Annotated in this window: 13 protein-coding genes and 1 tRNA gene; 9 read left to right on the top strand and 5 right to left on the bottom strand. The window is 62.0% G+C overall.

Annotated elements, in window-relative coordinates; all coding sequences use genetic code 11:
• Positions 1-110: 110 nt before the first annotated feature.
• Positions 111-2,204 carry a polyphosphate kinase 1 gene (ppk1, locus tag BV071_RS11100; protein ID WP_035606448.1) on the bottom strand — a complete coding sequence of 698 codons (2,094 nt, stop codon included), beginning with the start codon at positions 2,202-2,204 and terminating at the stop codon, positions 111-113.
• Positions 2,205-2,263: 59 nt separating this feature from the next.
• Entirely contained in the window at positions 2,264-3,814 is a 1,551-nt protein-coding gene (locus BV071_RS11095; RefSeq protein WP_035606445.1) for an HD domain-containing protein, read from the bottom strand.
• Positions 3,815-3,936: 122 nt separating this feature from the next.
• On the opposite strand from BV071_RS11095, the gene BV071_RS11090 reads away from it, so the two are divergent.
• Entirely contained in the window at positions 3,937-4,761 is an 825-nt protein-coding gene (locus BV071_RS11090; RefSeq protein WP_035606863.1) for a polyphosphate kinase 2 family protein, read from the top strand.
• A gap of 8 nt (positions 4,762-4,769) precedes the next feature.
• The gene (locus BV071_RS11085; RefSeq protein ID WP_035606442.1) at positions 4,770-5,225 is read left to right on the top strand and encodes a hypothetical protein; all 456 of its coding nucleotides are present in this window, start codon (positions 4,770-4,772) and stop codon (positions 5,223-5,225) included.
• A gap of 2 nt (positions 5,226-5,227) precedes the next feature.
• Here BV071_RS11085 and BV071_RS11080 read toward each other — a convergent pair whose 3' ends face one another.
• Both BV071_RS11080 and BV071_RS11075 read right to left on the bottom strand, forming a co-directional pair.
• Positions 5,228-5,866, bottom strand: coding sequence for a DR2241 family protein (locus tag BV071_RS11080; protein ID WP_035606439.1), 639 nt, complete (start codon positions 5,864-5,866; stop codon positions 5,228-5,230).
• A complete protein-coding gene (locus tag BV071_RS11075; protein WP_035606436.1) occupies positions 5,863-6,678 on the bottom strand; it encodes a CbiX/SirB N-terminal domain-containing protein in 816 nt (271 codons plus the stop codon). The genes BV071_RS11080 and BV071_RS11075 overlap by 4 nt, the downstream gene beginning before the upstream one ends.
• 113 nt (positions 6,679-6,791) lie before the next feature.
• Here BV071_RS11075 and BV071_RS11070 point away from each other — a divergent pair, with 113 nt between their 5' ends.
• The 7 genes from BV071_RS11070 (at position 6,792) to BV071_RS11040 (ending at position 14,893) form a co-directional block, all read left to right on the top strand.
• On the top strand, positions 6,792-7,430 hold the full coding sequence (locus BV071_RS11070; protein ID WP_052573152.1) for a hypothetical protein: 639 nt from the start codon (positions 6,792-6,794) through the stop codon (positions 7,428-7,430).
• Positions 7,431-7,486: 56 nt separating this feature from the next.
• Positions 7,487-7,563: transfer RNA gene (locus BV071_RS11065), tRNA-Pro, on the top strand.
• An 810-nt stretch (positions 7,564-8,373) separates the two neighbouring features.
• Complete coding sequence (locus tag BV071_RS11060; protein ID WP_265594329.1) at positions 8,374-8,916, top strand: hypothetical protein; 543 nt, start codon at positions 8,374-8,376, stop codon at positions 8,914-8,916.
• Between the two features lie 21 nt (positions 8,917-8,937).
• Complete coding sequence (locus BV071_RS11055) at positions 8,938-10,425, top strand: beta-1,6-N-acetylglucosaminyltransferase (protein WP_035606430.1); 1,488 nt, start codon at positions 8,938-8,940, stop codon at positions 10,423-10,425.
• 59 nt (positions 10,426-10,484) lie between these two features.
• A complete protein-coding gene (locus tag BV071_RS11050; protein WP_075090889.1) occupies positions 10,485-12,914 on the top strand; it encodes a glycosyl transferase family 90 in 2,430 nt (809 codons plus the stop codon).
• Positions 12,915-13,082: 168 nt separating this feature from the next.
• Positions 13,083-13,904 (top strand): peptidylprolyl isomerase, encoded by an 822-nt coding sequence (locus tag BV071_RS11045; RefSeq protein ID WP_265594327.1) that lies wholly within the window; start codon positions 13,083-13,085, stop codon positions 13,902-13,904.
• Positions 13,901-14,893 carry a HupE/UreJ family protein gene (locus tag BV071_RS11040; RefSeq protein ID WP_052573151.1) on the top strand — a complete coding sequence of 331 codons (993 nt, stop codon included), beginning with the start codon at positions 13,901-13,903 and terminating at the stop codon, positions 14,891-14,893. Before BV071_RS11045 ends, BV071_RS11040 begins: the two co-directional genes overlap by 4 nt.
• A 6-nt stretch (positions 14,894-14,899) precedes the next feature.
• Here the strand turns inward: BV071_RS11040 and BV071_RS11035 are convergent, their stop codons facing one another.
• Positions 14,900-15,277 carry an ankyrin repeat domain-containing protein gene (locus tag BV071_RS11035; RefSeq protein WP_081885925.1) on the bottom strand — a complete coding sequence of 126 codons (378 nt, stop codon included), beginning with the start codon at positions 15,275-15,277 and terminating at the stop codon, positions 14,900-14,902.
• Positions 15,278-15,316 lie beyond the last annotated feature (39 nt).

Raw genomic sequence — 15,316 nt, 5'->3', positions numbered from 1 at the left:
CAGGCGGACGAAGCCGCCAGAACTGCCTGCATTACCGGAGGGCCCCCGGGTGCAGATCCGCCACAAGAACTGCTTCGTTGCTGCTTGTAGAGCCGCGCTCCCGATTGCCCCTACTTCGGCACGTGGGGCTCGAAGGTCATGGCGCGTTCGTGCTCGCGGGCCTTTGCGGCCTTGCGGGCATCGCGGTAGAAGTTCTCCTGGGCGCGGAATTTTTTCTCGCCCTTGGCCGGCTTGATCCGCTCGGAGGAACCGTCGGGCAGGATCTTTGAAGCCTGCACGTTGTCCTGGAAGAATGCCTCCAGAATCCGCAAGAGGCGGCGGCGCGCACGGCTGTCTTCCACCGGGATCATCAGCTCCACGCGGCGGTCGAGGTTGCGGCCCATCCAGTCGGCGGAGGCGATGAAGATGCCCGGGTCGCCGCCCTGGTGGAAATAGAAGATGCGCGCGTGTTCAAGGAAGCGGTCGATCACCGAAATCACTTTGATGTGCTTCGAGTGCTTGGCGTCGCCGGTTTTCAGGCAGCAGATGCCGCGGACGTTGAGGTTGATCTCCACGCCGGCCTGCGAGGCCTTGTAGAGCGCGGCGATGATCTCCGGATCCTGCAGTGAATTCACCTTTGCGATGATCTTTGCTGGCTCGCCTTGGCGGGCGCGTTCGGCCTCCGAAGCGATCAGGTCGAGCAAGCGCGGCTTCATCGCCGTCGGCGCAGGCACGAGGCGCTGGAAGCGCAGCAGCTTGGAGCGGCCGGTGACCGCATTGAAGAAGAGTGACGCATCCGAACCATACTCGGGACGGCAGCTCAGCAGGGAGATGTCCGTATAGAGGCGGGCAGTGCTCTCATTATAGTTGCCGGTCCCGAGGTGGACGTAGCGACGGAGACGGCCATCCTCGCGGCGCACCACCAGGCAGATCTTGGCGTGGGTCTTGAGGCCCTTCACTCCATACACGATCTGGGCACCGGCGCGCTGGAGTTCTTCCGCCCGCAGCAGGTTGCGCGCTTCATCGAAGCGTGCCTTGAGCTCGACCAGCACCGTCACGGTCTTGCCGTTCTCCGCAGCGCGGATCAGTGCGTCGATGATCCGCGACTGGCGGGCGGTGCGGTAGAGCACCTGCTTGATGGAAACCACCTGCGGATCGTCCGCGGCCTCCTCGATCATGCGCATCACCGGCTCGAAGCTTTCGTATGGGTGATGCAGTAGCAGATCGCGACGTGCGATCGCTTCAAAGATCGGCTCGCCCGGGGTGAGATCGGGAGAAGGCTGCGGTGGCCAGTCTTCGTCGCGCAGGGCTTCCGCACCCGGCAGGAAGGCGAGGTCCATGAAGCCGGAGAGTGCCAGCGGACCGCTGATCCGCAGGATCTCGTTCGAGGAGGCACGGCATACATCCTGGATCACCTTGGAAAGATCGCGCGGCAGGCTGGCGGGGAGTTCAAGCCGCACCGTGTCCGAGAGCTTGCGGGCGGCGAGCACTTCTTCCATCTCGCCGGCCAGGTCGGTAGCGTCTTCTTCCTGCACCGCGATGTCGCCATTGCGCGTAACGCGGAAGCAGGTGGTAGCCACTACATCCTCGCCGGGGAAAAGTTCGTCCGCGTGATAAGCGACGACGTCCTCGACCAGTACGAAGGCCGAGCTATCACCAACGTCACTCACCGGGATGCGGCGCTGGACCCCTTCCGGAATCGGGATCAGCACATGGCGGATCGCGCCGGTCTCGGTATCGGAGACGCGGCAGGCGACGACCAGCTGCAAGGCCGGGACCATCGGCGGCTCTTCATCGGGCACGATGCCCAATGGTGTGAGCAGCGGCGAGATCACATCGTGGAAGGCAGCGGCGACCTGATCGGACTGGGCCGGTGTGAGCGACTTCGGATGCAGGAAGCGGATGCCCGCGGAATGGAGTGCGGGCAGGAGAGCGTCGCGGAAGAGCGTGTACTGGGCATCCACCATCTCATGCACCCGCTTGCGGATCGCCGTGAGCTGCTGGTTCGGCGTCATGCCGGAGGGGTCCGGCGTCTTGCGGCCGCTGCGCGAGAGGAGCATCAGGCTGCCCACGCGGACCTGGAAGAACTCGTCGAGGTTCGAAGCGGTGATGGCCAGGAACTTCACTCGCTCCAGCAGCGGCAGATCATCCCGCAGCGCCTCGTTCAGCACGCGCTGGTTGAACTCCAGCCAAGAGAGCTCGCGGTTGATAAAAGGTAGAGGCATGCGGAAGAACGAGAGATGGAATTTGAGATCTGGAAATTGAAATTTGAAATCGGGAAGCTTTAGCCACCCGCGTCGTCGATGACAACCTCGAGCCCGAAGACCTGCTCGAAGAGGTCGCCCTTCGAGGCCATGGCGAGACGCTCGACGGCGGCGTCAGTCACACCGGGCAGGCCGAGGCGCAGGCGGCGTTCGTCGCGGCGGACAAGGATGTCGGCGACCCGCTGCTCGTGGGTTCGCTCGAGGGCATCCGCCACACGCAGCAGCGAGGAGAGCTTGGCGACGCGGATGCGGTCGACGGTATCGAGGTCGTGGTAGTTTGGATGATCGATCCGCGGGCCGGAGTGGCGGTGGTAGCGCGAGATCATCGCCACCATGTTGATGTCGCGGCGATCGAGCCCGAAGATCTCGCTATTCAGGATGATGTATTCGGAGTGCTTGTGGTGCGCGCGCGGGCTGACGAAGGTGCCCACCTCGTGGAGGATTGCGGCGACCTGCAGGAGCATCGCGTCGTGCTTGCTCATCCGGTGCAGGTCTTGCAGTTCGGAGAAGAGATGCTGGCAGATCTTGGCGACGTGCTCGCCGTGGCGCGGGTCCGATTGATAGCGCAGGGCCAGGATCCGCGCCGAGCGCAGGACTTCCTGGTCCAGGGTGCCGGCGAGGCTGCTGGAGACCAGCAGGTCCTGCAAAATCCCTTGCTCGTAGTCGCTGGCCGGGATGTGAACTTCCTTAAGACCGAAGATCTCGGCAATCGCGAGATTCGTCTCCAGCGCGGGCAACAAGGCCTCGGCTGTCTGGTAGTCGATCTGATAGCGCGTGACCAAGTCGAGGTCGCTCATCTGGGCGGCCTCCATGGTCATCTTCTTGAGCGACTTGAGGGTGTGGGCTCCGGCGCTCTTCGAGAGTTGGCGGGCGATCTGTTGGATCTCGTAGCCGATGACCACCAGCCCTTCGAGTTCGACATCACTGTAGTCGAATTTCATCTGCGCAAGGTTGCCGCTGGTGTGCTCGCGGATGACCCGCAGCATGGCCGCGCCCTCGGCGTGGGAGCCTTCCGTCGCCTCGCGGGTGCGGTGGGTGCCCAGCCGGTAGCTGGTGTAGCGGCTGATGGCGCCGTCTTGGAAGAGGAGAGCACGGGTATTCCCGGGGCCGACATGGACCACCAGGGTGCAGCTCCGCCGCATCGCCGGGGTATCCTTGAGGCGCCGCCGGGTCTTCAGATAGATCAGGCGGGTCATCTCGCCGTCATCGATCGGATTGATCGAGAAGCCGCAGGCGATGCGGATGCGGTTGAGGAAGATATCGTAGTTGGTGGCCTCCACCAGGATGTTAGTGGCCACGGCGCGGGTGATGGCATGGCCATCCGCACCGTATTCGGCCAGCGCGTTCTGATAGTCCTTGAGGATGGTGACGATCCGCTCGGTGGTCTCCGCGCTGATGTGGCCGTGGCGGAAGACATCGCGGGCGAGCGGGGCCGGCTGCTCCAGGAAATCGACCGCCCGGTAAGTGCCATTCCCCGTGGGCTCGGCCACCAGCAGTGAGACGGAGCCGGCACCGACATGGATCGCGGTCGCGAGCGAACCGGAGGCGTCGGCGGGCAATGTGGCGGACATCGGCCAAAGACAGCGCGCCAGCGCCCGGCTTTCAATGACGAATGTGTGACACGCCTGAAAGCCGGGGCCCAGCCGACTCCATGCTTGCCAGCCTGCGGGACCCGGACGAGCATGGGCCGCAAATGAGAATCGGCGAGTCCATCAAGCGATACCGGGTGAAGCCCGGGGACAAGGTGGATCTCTCGGCGATCGATGCCGGGGAGTGCGAGCTCTATAAGGAGGGTGGCAAGCTGGAGTCCCAACAGCTCTTCGACGAGCTGCGGGATGAGCTTCAGGCCCTCCAGAAGGTCCTCTACGCGCAGCAGAAGCATCGCGTGCTGATCGTGCTGCAGGCGATGGATACCGGCGGCAAGGACGGCTGCGTGAAGCATGTCTTCTCCCGTGTGGACCCGCAGGGGGTACGGGTGGCGGCCTTCAAGAAGCCGAGCGAGGTTGAGCTGGCCCACGATTTCCTGTGGCGCGTGCACCGCGAGGTGCCGGGCAATGGTGAGATCGTGATCTTCAACCGCAGCCACTACGAGGACATCATCGCCGTGCGGGTGAAGAAGCTTTTCGGCGAGGAAGTGTGGAAGCGCCGCTATCGCCACGTGATCGAATTCGAGCGGATGCTGGCGGAGGAGGGCACCACCATCATCAAGATGTTCCTGCACATCTCGAAGGATGAGCAGAAGAAGCGCCTCGAGTCGCGGCTCGCGAATCCTGCCAAATACTGGAAGTTCAATCCTGACGACCTGGCCGACCGGGCGCAATGGAATGAGTTCGAGAAGGTCTACGAGGATCTTTTCGAGAAGACCAGCACCGAGCAGGCGCCGTGGTTCGTCATTCCCGCCGACCGCAAGTGGTACCGGAACCTGGTGGTGGCGCGGATCATGGTGGATACCCTGCGCAACCTGCGGATGGATTTCCCGAAGCCGACCTGGGATCCGGCTTCGATCAAAATTGAGTGAGGGCGCGCATGATGGCACGGGCGGAATTTTTGTTAGGTTCGGCCCTCCTGGCCGTGGTGCTGGCCGCGTGCGGTCCTGCGAATCCCGCGGATGTAGCGCGCAAGAAGCTGGCCAAGGCGGAAGCCGAGGCGCGGGACCCTTACCGGGCGCTACAGGCGGACCAGATCAACGCGATCCTCTACCCCGGCAGCAAGCCCGCGAAGATGATGGAGCAGCTCACCCTGCTCGGCGTGGGTCCCGGCAAGGACTTCGCGGACTTCAAGGAGGAGAGCAAGATCGACGACTGGTTCGCCGCCGCCGATACGCCGGAGAATAATAGCGGCCCGGTGCGCTACATTTCACTCACCTGCGGGCTTTCGCCGGTGGTGAATGAAGCTGGCAAGATGATGAAGTTCTACCGCAGCCGGAAGAACATCGACGGCAAACTGCGGGAGGAAATGTTCATCGGGCCCGGCAAGGAGTAGCGCTACTTCGCCTTCGCGGCTTTGCGGGCCTCCGCCACGAAATGGTTACAGGCTTCCCGGCACAGCAGGGGGATTGCCTCGGCGCGGGCGATCTCTCCCACCACGCCATCGAAGCGGCTGGCCTCGCTGTCTTCCAGCGGGGTGTCCGCATCGATCTGCCAGAGGATCTTCTTCACGCAACAATTGCCCGGTCCGCAGACCTCGCGGACGAGGCGCTGCGCGGTTTCATCGTTGATATTGCGGGCGAAGCGATACATCCCGGTCTGGCGGTTGAGCTTGGCGCGGAGGTGCTCGATCTCGATGCGGCCATCGGCTTGGGCGAACCACAAGCCAGCAGCGGCGGGGTAGAATAAATCGAGGGCTTGCCTCAGCTCTTCCGGTGAATCTAACAGCAGCCGCCAGCCGCGGACCAGCGAGAGTTCGCCCTTGGTGAAGCGGTAGTGGCCGTCCGCCGCCCAAGTGGAAATGCTGCGTGCCGCAGCGATGCCTTCGTGACGCTGGAGCGCGGACTCGGGCTGGCCTTCGTCGTCGATGTGGCGGAGTTCGTAGCCCTTGGCACCGGCACGCGGCGAGATCGCGACTTGGCCGATGTGGCGGATGCCGGCGGCGAGGGCTTGGGCGAGGCGTTCAGCGAGTTTCATGAAAGGTGCGTCGCGTCGAAGTCTGCGACCTGGTCGAGGATCACGTCTGCCATGTTGCGTTCGGTGCCAATGGAAGAGGAGTAGTAGAGCGTCTTGCCGCGCAGGTGGTGGGGATTGTGCCGGAAGACCTCGCGCTGGCTGGCCGCCTCGCCGGGCTCGGCCTCGATCCCTAACAGCACGGGGATGTCCTGGTAGCTGTGCAGGCCGTCGGCGATGAAGAAGGGCACCACCACGACATTGGGCGTGGCCGCGATCTTGTCCCACTCGGCGATGAAGGGCTGCTCCTCCATGAAGGCATCGTGCACCTCGGCATAGCCCGCGCCGGAGGCCTTGATCAGATCCACCTGGTCGCGGATCGCCTTGGTGGAGTTCTGGTTCAGGCCGGTGCCGTGGCCGACGATAAAGAGGGTGGTCTCCGCGGGCGAGGCATCGGGAGCGACTTCCTTCGCGCGCTGCAGCAGCAGCCCGGTCATCGAGCGGTGCACGCCGACGGGGAGCGTGTAGTGCCAGGTCTTTCCTCCGCGGCGGGTGGTCGGGCCTTCGAGTTGCAGTTCGCGGGGGATCACCTCTTGGGTGAAGTAGCCCTCGCTGATGAAGTCCGGCACCACGTAAACCTCGTCCGCATCGATCATGTAGGCCGACTCGCGCATCGAGGGCTCCTCCTTCCAGAAGCAGCAGTGGACCTCCCCGAAGAGTCCGCGCTGCCGGATCTCATCGGCATGCTCGAAGTAGGGAGTGGACGAATCCGGATTCTCCGTTGAGCCGTGGCCGACGATCAGCAGCGCGGTGCCGGGCTTGGGCGTGAAGGACATGGCGGAAGGCTGGGCGGCCCGGACAGAAGAGGCAAGAGCCCAAAGACAAGAAACCGGACCCGGAGCGCGGGATCCCTCTTGTCTCTCGCGTCTGGTCTCTGGACTCTTTCCCCGTGCTCCCGCAGCTCCAGCTCTGGCTTGATCCCGTCCCGCGCCCGGGGCCGGAGAACATGGCGGTGGATGAGTGGCTGGCGGAGACCTGCGAGGTCCCGCTGCTGCGCTCCTACCGCTGGGAGTCGGGCTGGGGGAGCTTCGGCTACTTTGTGAAGCTGGCGGATTTGCCGGCGGAGAGCGACCTGCGCTGGGTGCGGCGCTGGACCGGCGGCGGCATCGTCGATCACCGGGCGGACTGGACTTATACGCTTTTCATTCCCCGCGGGTATGAGCTTGCGGAGGCCCGGGGTGCGGAGAGCTACCGGCTGATCCACGGGGCCTTGGCCGCGGTGCTGGGGCATTCGGCGCGGTTGGCTGGGACCAGTGCCCCCGCTGCGGGCGGGGAATGCTTCACCCAGCCGGTGGAGCACGATATTCTGGATGCCAAGGGCGGAAAAATCGCCGGGGCGGGCCAGCGCCGGAGCGTGCGCGGGTTGCTGCACCAAGGATCGGTCCAAGGGAGCGCGGATCTCGCGGGAAATTTGGCCCAAGCGCTCTCCCGCGGTGTCGAAGTCATTGAGTTCACCCCGCCGCCAGCCATTCTTGCGGAAAAGACGGCTGCACGCTACGGAAACGAGGCGTGGAACAACCGCCGTTGAAAATCCTTCCTTTCGTCTTGCCAGCGCCGCTTTGCTCCCAGATGGTCCCGCCCGTCCGGGGCGTAGCTCAGCCTGGTAGAGCGCCTGCTTTGGGAGCAGGATGTCGTCAGTTCGAATCTGGCCGCCCCGACCACTTTTCTCTCAGCGCCTTGCTGGGAGGTGGCCTCAGGCCACAATTGTGGTCCACTCCCGCAAATCCGCCGAGGTCGGCGCGAAGAGGGGCCTCGGCAAACCGCTTTTAGCCGCTCCCTTGCGCCAAGTAAGCGCTTGGCACGCGGCCTGATGGGTTGTCCTCACTGGCGGGAAAAAGGCTGCGAGAGTTTACGCCGGGGATTTGTTCCACGGAGGCTGCTAGATTGGTCCTCAGTGAGGTAGGTGAGCCAACGGTGCTGCCGTTTGTTTCTGCGTTCGAACTACAGGGTGCCGGGCGACGGCGGGAAATGTGCCGGGGTGGGTTATGCGGTGGTTGTCTTGCGCGGGTATATCTGTCGTGAATCTCATGAGAGTTGCCGAAGGATCGCTGACTTCAGGAATTGGCGATTCGGCTGAGGCCCTGCGCTCCTCGGAAGGAGAGGGAGCAGAACCCGCATGGTCCAGTTGGCATGATTGCGGGGAATTTTTTGACTTCTAACATCTTGAGATGGGAGGCCGATGTTGTGCCGTCGGCGATGGTCATCCCAATCGCCCTCCTCAACTTCATGCGGACCGGAGGATGCTTGACTTGACCTGCCGCATTATGAGCTTTTCAAACATGCTCTAATCTTGCCGGTTCTTTCCGGAAGTTCTACCCAAGCTATCATCTATGCCAAATCTCGCCATTAGCGCTGTGGTCGGCCAGCGGAGCTCGCACTCGGCGCGAGTCTCCGGAAAGATTTGGTGTGCTTCCTTGCTGAGGCATCTCTGGGACGGTCAGATCTTGATCGGCAGGAACTTTCCACAACCCTTGTTCCCGGTCGGACGCCCGGGACTGGATGAGGTCGAACTATCACAAGGGCTTCCGTATCTGGATCCGGGAAGCAACGAGCTTTCTGACCTGGCGCGCCAGCACACCCTGGCTCTGGCAGCGGAAGTCGTCGGGGTGGACGGTTGGGTCCTGCTTGCGGATACCCCGGCGGTGGTCTTGCGCAACCTTGACCACCTGTTTGATAGCGACAGGGATGTATTGGTCAGCCGCGTCGCCGGGCATTTCGAGCCGGGATTCCTGGCAGTGAGAGGCTGTTGCCTAAGGGAATTCGTGGTTGAACTCCAAAGCGTCGGAATCGAGGTGGCGCTGCGCGGAGGAAAGTGGACTTGGGCTGAGTTCGAGAGAGGAGAGGTCCTCCATGCCGCGGATCCCGAGTGCAATGTCGAGGATTTCACCAAGGCCGCAGTGCTTCTTTTCAGTGGCCTTGACGAAACTACCCGGCGGCGCGCGGCCTTCGGGTTCCACATGATGTCCGTTTACGACGATGAGGCGGGGCATTTCCTGGACATCCTCGAGTCATGACGCGGTGAATCCGGAGAGGATATGAATTTCGAGACGACCTTCCCGCTTCGCTACTGGCTCAACTCCGGCATCCGGACCGCGGAGCGGCAGGAAGTCGAGTGGAACCTGTTTTCGTCAGGAGTTGAGGCGCGGAGATTTCCCGCGATAGCCCCGCGCTTCATCTCAAGAAGGATCGCCAAGCGCCGGTCCCGCGGATCCGTTGGCTTCGAAGGCTATCAAACAGCCTCCGACTACGCTTGGGCGCTGACACTCAGGCTGGCAATCCGTCGCGCCAAGCATTCCCGCGCGAGCGCGGTTTTACTGATTTCGGACGAAGCCATATTTCATCCGAACTTCCGATCCTTGGTAGCGGCGGTGGATATCCCGGAGGATTGGGGTATTTTCTTCTTCGGCGCCGTCCACGGCAAACAAGCTGTCCCGATTTCACCGGGAGTGGTCCGCTCATCCCAGGTGATCCACTCGGCAGCCTTTGCCATCAGGGAGACCCACTACGACGAGTTTCTGGCGGCGCTCGAAGGTCATCATGGGGATGATCCGCTCGCTATGTCATCTCCGCAGGAGCGGATGACAGCGCTTCAAGAGACGATTCCCTCCTATGCCTGTTTTCCAAACTTGGCGTGGATCGGAGTCGGCGACGAAAAGAAGGTCGAGGAGGATGATATCTTGTATCTGAAAGGTGGTAGCCAGAAGAGTCATCCGCTTCTGGTCGAGGAGACCTTCGCAGGCATCATGGGAGCCCAGGCGGCAGAGCCGGGCCGGATCTCACCCAAGCTCGGACTTTTGTTTTTAACCCGGGGAGACGTGAATCACCCTGAGATTTGGCGGGAGTTCATTGGCCAGAGCCCCGAGGTCCGCGTCTTCAGTCATCCAAAGGATCCCGGTGCGATCCAAGGCGGCTTCCTCGAGAACACTGCTATCACTGACATTCACGAGACCGCTTGGGGCAGCATCTCCTTGGTGCAGGCCGCTCTCTCGCTGCTCTTGGAGGCCTTGAAGGACCCGCAGCTCACTCACTTCGTGCTGCTCTCGGAATCCTGCGTTCCCGCCATTCCTCTGCCGGAAATGCTGCGGCAGCTCCGCTTGGATCCCAAGTCGAGATTCCATTGGAATACTTTGGAAAATGCCCGGGACCTTCAGCTTGAGAGGGCGGCCCAGCTTCCGGTTGTCCCTTCGGGCTGCTGGAGATTCCAATCTCAGTGGTGGCTCCTCGACCGCATGGCCGCAGAGTGGGTAACCAGTGTGGACTACACGTCCGATTTTGCTGCCATGCAGCATCCCGAGGAAGCCTATTTCTCCACCGTGCTAAGCCTGCTTGGATACCCGCTGGAGGACCGGGCCATCAACAAAGCCATCACTTGGACCAAGTGGAAAAAGGGGCATGGCTCGCCGGAGGGCTTTTCGGACGTGGGCGCGGAAACCATCACTCGAATCGTCAGCTCATCTGCGTGGTTTGCGCGGAAGTTTTTGACCAACTCGAACATTGGCAGCTGGGGACTTCACCGTTCATAACAAAGTCTCAGACCGCCGCATGCCACCCTTCCAAGGAGCAGACGCCCGGATAATGCAATATGAAGCGATACCAGTTTGTCTTTGAGGTCGAATCAGCTGACAAGGTACATATCCTAGAGCGTGATATTTGTGATCAGCGGGGTGAGATCTGTGCCGAAATTCTCTGCGATCTTGTGGCCAACTGGCCGGAATTGTTCGAGCAAAGGATAGGGGCTGTGTCTTTCGGTGATGCACCCCCCTCCCGCTCCTGGGCCAGTAGATTTGAGTTGTCTTTCTGCACCACGAAGATGGTAGGGGTCCCGGCACCTTGCTTGCCTTTCCCCTGTCCCTTCGCTCTTCGATGGCCCGACATTGGCATCGATAGCTCCGAGTCCTTGATGGAGGAGTTGATTGCGGCTGAGGCACCCTACAAGGACGAAAGGATTTTTTGGATCGGTGCAGATACCCACTCCTCCCGGCGGGCCCTGCGGGATCTGGGACAAGAGCACCCGACAATTTTTGACGTCGAATTGATGGAGTGGGCGCGCGATTCGGGGAATACCGTCCGCTCGAAGACGCGCCAAGTATCCATACCTGAACATCGCGACTACAAGTACCTCATCGACTGTCAAGGGTATGGGTATTCAGGGCGCCTCAAGTGGCTTCTTGCGAGCGGGCGTCCGGTTTTCGTGGTGGATCGGAACGAGGTCGAACACTGGCACGACGAGATGAAGCCATGGGTTCACTACATTCCGGTGGAGCAGGATCTCTCCGACCTTCTGGACAACTACAAGCGGGTCGAGGAGAGCCCCTCATTGTATGAGGAGATCTGGCAGAATGCCCGGGAATTTGCTGCATCCCGCTTGCGACTCGAGGAGCAATTCCAGCGGGTTGCGGAAGCGGTGGCTCAATTGGCTCCGCCGCGACCGGGTGCCGGCGTTCTTCCCAAATTGCCCAAAAAGCGGGCAGCGATGGTCGTCGCCCGCTACGAGGAAGATATCTCCTGGATCGATGCGGTTCCCGACTTCTACCAGGTTTTTGTCGTCAATAAGGGGAAGCCGCTGGATGCATCCATCTTCCAACGGCAAAGCCCGCATATCGTCGAGTGGCCGAACATCGGAAGGGAATCGGACACCTATCTCAATTTCATGGAGAAGAGGTGGCACCAGGGCTACGAGTGGATGGTTTTCGCTCAAGGCGATCCATTTCCCCATAGCCCCGCCTTTATCCAACTGCTTGATCGGATCGACCGGTGGGCTGACTTCCAACCGCTGAGCTGCCGCTGGTTTCACCTTCCTCCGGATACCTTACTGGAGCACGACAAGGAGCACTGGATCGATGGCTTGGCAATCCGGAAGGAGCTCATCTCGCTCCACACGATGAACATGATCCGGTACCACGATCCTGGTTCCCTCGGGATCATGAACGGCTACATGACAGTTCATGGTCTGCTTCCGGGGACCAACATTGCCGCCCACTTTTTCCAATCCATCGGCATGGCTGATCGGGCACGTGAGGCTGCGTTTGCGGATCTCGGCAGTTACTCCTTCGGGGCCATCTTTGCAGTGAAGTCCTCCTTGATCGACAGTCTCTCGCCGGAGGTCATCACGAATACGCGGAGATTTGCTCAAACCCACCCTGCCCACGGCTACATCATTGAGCGGATGTGGCTGCATCTTTTTGGCGAGCCGTTCATTCCTACCAAGCCCCCGCAGGCCGCCGCTGCCGCGGATCTGATCCTGAGCGAGCGTATGAAGCTCGATCCGGTATGGTCTAGTCCTGCCGATATTGTGGGCGATCTCCAGTCATCGTCGCATGCCGACTCTTTCCTGTTGTTTGGCTTGGGTGAAGGATCACTCTTTGATCGCGTGAAGTGCTCCCGGAAGGTGTCTGTCGATCCGGTGGACACGCTGTCTTCCGAACTGGCGGCATCCTATGAGGGCGAATCCGAGTCGCTCCGGCGTAAGCCTACCTACCGGATGAGCGCCGGAGACTTCTTCGCGCAGAACGATGACGGTTTCGATATCATCGTCGCCCGTCATCCCAAAGATGGAGATGAGTTGCGAAGCATCCTGTACGGAGGACTCAAGGCCTTGAACCGGGGTGGAACCTTGGTGTGTGGCGAGATCAGGGCGGAGAAGCCTGGGCTGGAATCGGAACTGACGGGCGAGGCGGAGATCGACAGCCGCTGGAAGGAATGGATCAAATTCCGGGCTGCCCATCCCGAGCTCCGCATGTTCGTCATCGATACGGCGGGAGGAATCGGAGTGATTCTCCGCAACGCGCCAGCCGGGCCCGTTCTTCCCCCGCTTCCAGACACAGAATTGACTTGGGCAAATTACATCCGACACCGGAAGGAGTGGTTGGACCTGCTATCGCCGCTAGCGGCGAAACGATTGTACGTTTCGATCCTCGGGGATGCAGCGGAACAAGATTTCCAAGAGAGCGCGCTCCCCAATCCTGATCCTGTGGAGAAAGGGAGAGTCGCTAGCCTGACAAGCGGAGTCTGATCCGGAGCTACGGTAAACAGGCAGCCGGTCAGGCCCGAGGAAGCCCGCGGCGTCCGGCGGCATGGGACAATGTCGTCACAAGTCACTTGTGCTCCAGTCAATGCCCTTGGCGGTCCCGTCCATGGGCCATGCTGGACGGTGGAGTCAGGCTGGCTCCAAGCTCCGGGCATGACGTCCGGCGGACCATCGCTGAAATCCATCTTGCGCGAACCCTTGCTCCACTTTGCCGTGGTGGCGGCGGCGTTGGTGGCTGCGCACCAGCTTTATTTGAGGCACTCGCGACCGGAGGTGAAGCTGACCACGGAGTGGCTCGACTCGATGGCGCGCGACTTTGAGCTGAAGAGTGGCCGGGTGCCGACCCTGGAGGAGCGGGTGAAAATCGCCCATGCCTATGTCGCGGAGGAGATCCTCACCCGCGAGGCGCTCAAGGCCGGGCACACCGATGACCCGCGGGTACGCGGGATGCTGGCGACCTCGCTGCGCGAGACCTTGGAGCCCGTGATCGCGGATCCCTCCGATGCGGAGTTGCAAGGCTATCGCGAGCGGAATCCGGAGTCCTTCCGCTATCCGGCGGGCGTGAGCTTTGAGCATGTGTCCTTTGGGAAGGCGGAGGAGATTCCGCCGGGATTTCTAGATGCCCTACGGGAGGGCAACCCGCCGGCCTACGTTTCAAGCGCGATGCGCATGCCGAACCCGATGCCGATGACCTGGCTGCCGCAGATCGAGAAGACCTTCGGCGTGGACTTCGCGGCCGGGCTGCTTACGGCGAAGACGGGTGAGTGGACCGGACCGCTGAACTCCTCGCGTGGGCTGCATTTCATCAAGCTGATCCGCCGCGACGAGCCGCGCGAGATGTCGCTTGAGGAAGTCCGTCCGGCACTGGTGGCGAAGTGGCAGGAGGAGCGCCGCAAGGCGGTGGTCTCGGAGAAGGTCGCGGGGATGCGGGGCGGCTATCGTATTGAACTTCCAGCCGATATCCCGCCGCCATGAGAGGTTACCTGCTCTTGTTAGGTTGCTGGCTGCTTTTGCTGCTCCAGCCCGCGCTGGCGCACGATACCAGCGTGCTGGTGCTGCGCTTCCAGGAGCTCGGTGATGATCGCTATCAACTCGACTACGTCGCGCCGCCCGGCAGCCCGCAAAGCGTCGCGCCGCCGATCCTGCCCCCGCATGGCACCTGGGAGCAGGAGCCGGGACTGCCTACCGGTCCGGTGCGGCTGTATTTCGCCACCGATGGCAAGCCGCTCTCGTCCCAAGACCGCATCGTGCTGCCGTGGCAACGCAATGGCGTGCTGGTGCAGGCATTCTGGCGCAGCGGCGAGACCGCGCGGCACTTCTTCCGGCCCGGCGACGAAGGCATTGTGGTCGAGATCGGCAAGTTGCGCGCGGGGGCAGGGGATACGGCGGAGGCGGCGAAACGCTACACGGTGCTCGGCGTGGAGCACATGCTCACGGGATGGGATCACCTGCTCTTTGTCGCGGGGCTTCTCATGCTGGTCAGTGGCTGGCGCCAGGTCGTAGCGACGATCACGGCCTTCACCTTGGCCCATAGCCTCACTCTGGGGCTATCCGTGACCGGGCTGGTGAAAGTGGATGTCGCTGTGGTCGAGATATTGATTGCCCTGAGTATCGTCGTTCTCGCCGTGGAGATTCTCCATGTGAAGCAAGGCCGACCAGGGCTCACCTCGCGCAAGCCCTGGCTGGTGTCCTTCTTCATCGGGCTGATCCACGGCCTCGGCTTCGCCGGAGTGCTCGCGGATCTGGGGCTGCCACGAGCGGAGATCCCGGTGGCACTGATGTTCTTCAATGTCGGAGTTGAGCTCGGGCAGTTGGCGATGATCGGGGTGTGGTTTGGGATCGCGAAGGCCCTGTTCGCTTTGTCGTGGCAGCTTCCCCGGCGCTACGCGTGGGCCCCGGCCTATGCACTCGGGATCGTCGCGACGTTCTGGTGCTTCGAGCGGACGCTGGGGATGTTCGCGTGATTCGCGTCAGCGCTTGGCCGGAGCTTCCAGCAGCGCCACCATCTTAGCATCCTTCCGCTCCCGCGCCCGGTCTAGCACTGTCTTGTCCACCGAGTCCTTGGTCGTCGGATCGGCGCCACGCTCAAGTAGCCAGCTTACCATCTCGTATCGGGAGGAGAGGACTGCACGGAAGAGCGGCGTGTGATAGGGCGCGCACTTCGATTGGAAGCTGATCTTGGCGCCATGAGCCACCAGCAGCTTGGCGGCTTCCAGCTTGCCCGCCTCGCAGGCGACCATCAAGGGCGTGGAGTTCTCGACATTGGTCAGGTCCACGGGCGAACCCGCGCGGATCAGGGTCCCGATCTTCACCTCATTCCCTTCCTTGGCCGCTGCCCTTACCGACAGACAGGGAGCTAAGCGCCAGGCTCGCGGCCAAGATGATCA

Origin of the sequence: Haloferula sp. BvORR071, from assembly GCF_000739615.1 — a bacterium.
Lineage (GTDB): Bacteria > Verrucomicrobiota > Verrucomicrobiia > Verrucomicrobiales > Akkermansiaceae > Haloferula.
Note: the sequence above shows the minus strand (reverse complement) of the source record. Positions and strands in the feature narration are given on the sequence as shown.

Excerpts from the sequence above, each read along its gene's own strand:
- ppk1 (WP_035606448.1), bottom strand. The coding sequence starts at position 2,204 with ATGCCTCTACCTTTTATCAACCGCGAGCTCTCTTGGCTGGAGTTCAAC.
- BV071_RS11095 (WP_035606445.1), bottom strand. The coding sequence starts at position 3,814 with ATGTCCGCCACATTGCCCGCCGACGCCTCCGGTTCGCTCGCGACCGCG.
- BV071_RS11090 (WP_035606863.1), top strand. The coding sequence starts at position 3,937 with ATGAGAATCGGCGAGTCCATCAAGCGATACCGGGTGAAGCCCGGGGAC.
- BV071_RS11085 (WP_035606442.1), top strand. The coding sequence starts at position 4,770 with ATGATGGCACGGGCGGAATTTTTGTTAGGTTCGGCCCTCCTGGCCGTG.
- BV071_RS11080 (WP_035606439.1), bottom strand. The coding sequence starts at position 5,866 with ATGAAACTCGCTGAACGCCTCGCCCAAGCCCTCGCCGCCGGCATCCGC.
- BV071_RS11075 (WP_035606436.1), bottom strand. The coding sequence starts at position 6,678 with ATGTCCTTCACGCCCAAGCCCGGCACCGCGCTGCTGATCGTCGGCCAC.
- BV071_RS11055 (WP_035606430.1), top strand. The coding sequence starts at position 8,938 with ATGAATTTCGAGACGACCTTCCCGCTTCGCTACTGGCTCAACTCCGGC.
- BV071_RS11050 (WP_075090889.1), top strand. The coding sequence starts at position 10,485 with ATGAAGCGATACCAGTTTGTCTTTGAGGTCGAATCAGCTGACAAGGTA.
- BV071_RS11045 (WP_265594327.1), top strand. The coding sequence starts at position 13,083 with ATGACGTCCGGCGGACCATCGCTGAAATCCATCTTGCGCGAACCCTTG.
- BV071_RS11040 (WP_052573151.1), top strand. The coding sequence starts at position 13,901 with ATGAGAGGTTACCTGCTCTTGTTAGGTTGCTGGCTGCTTTTGCTGCTC.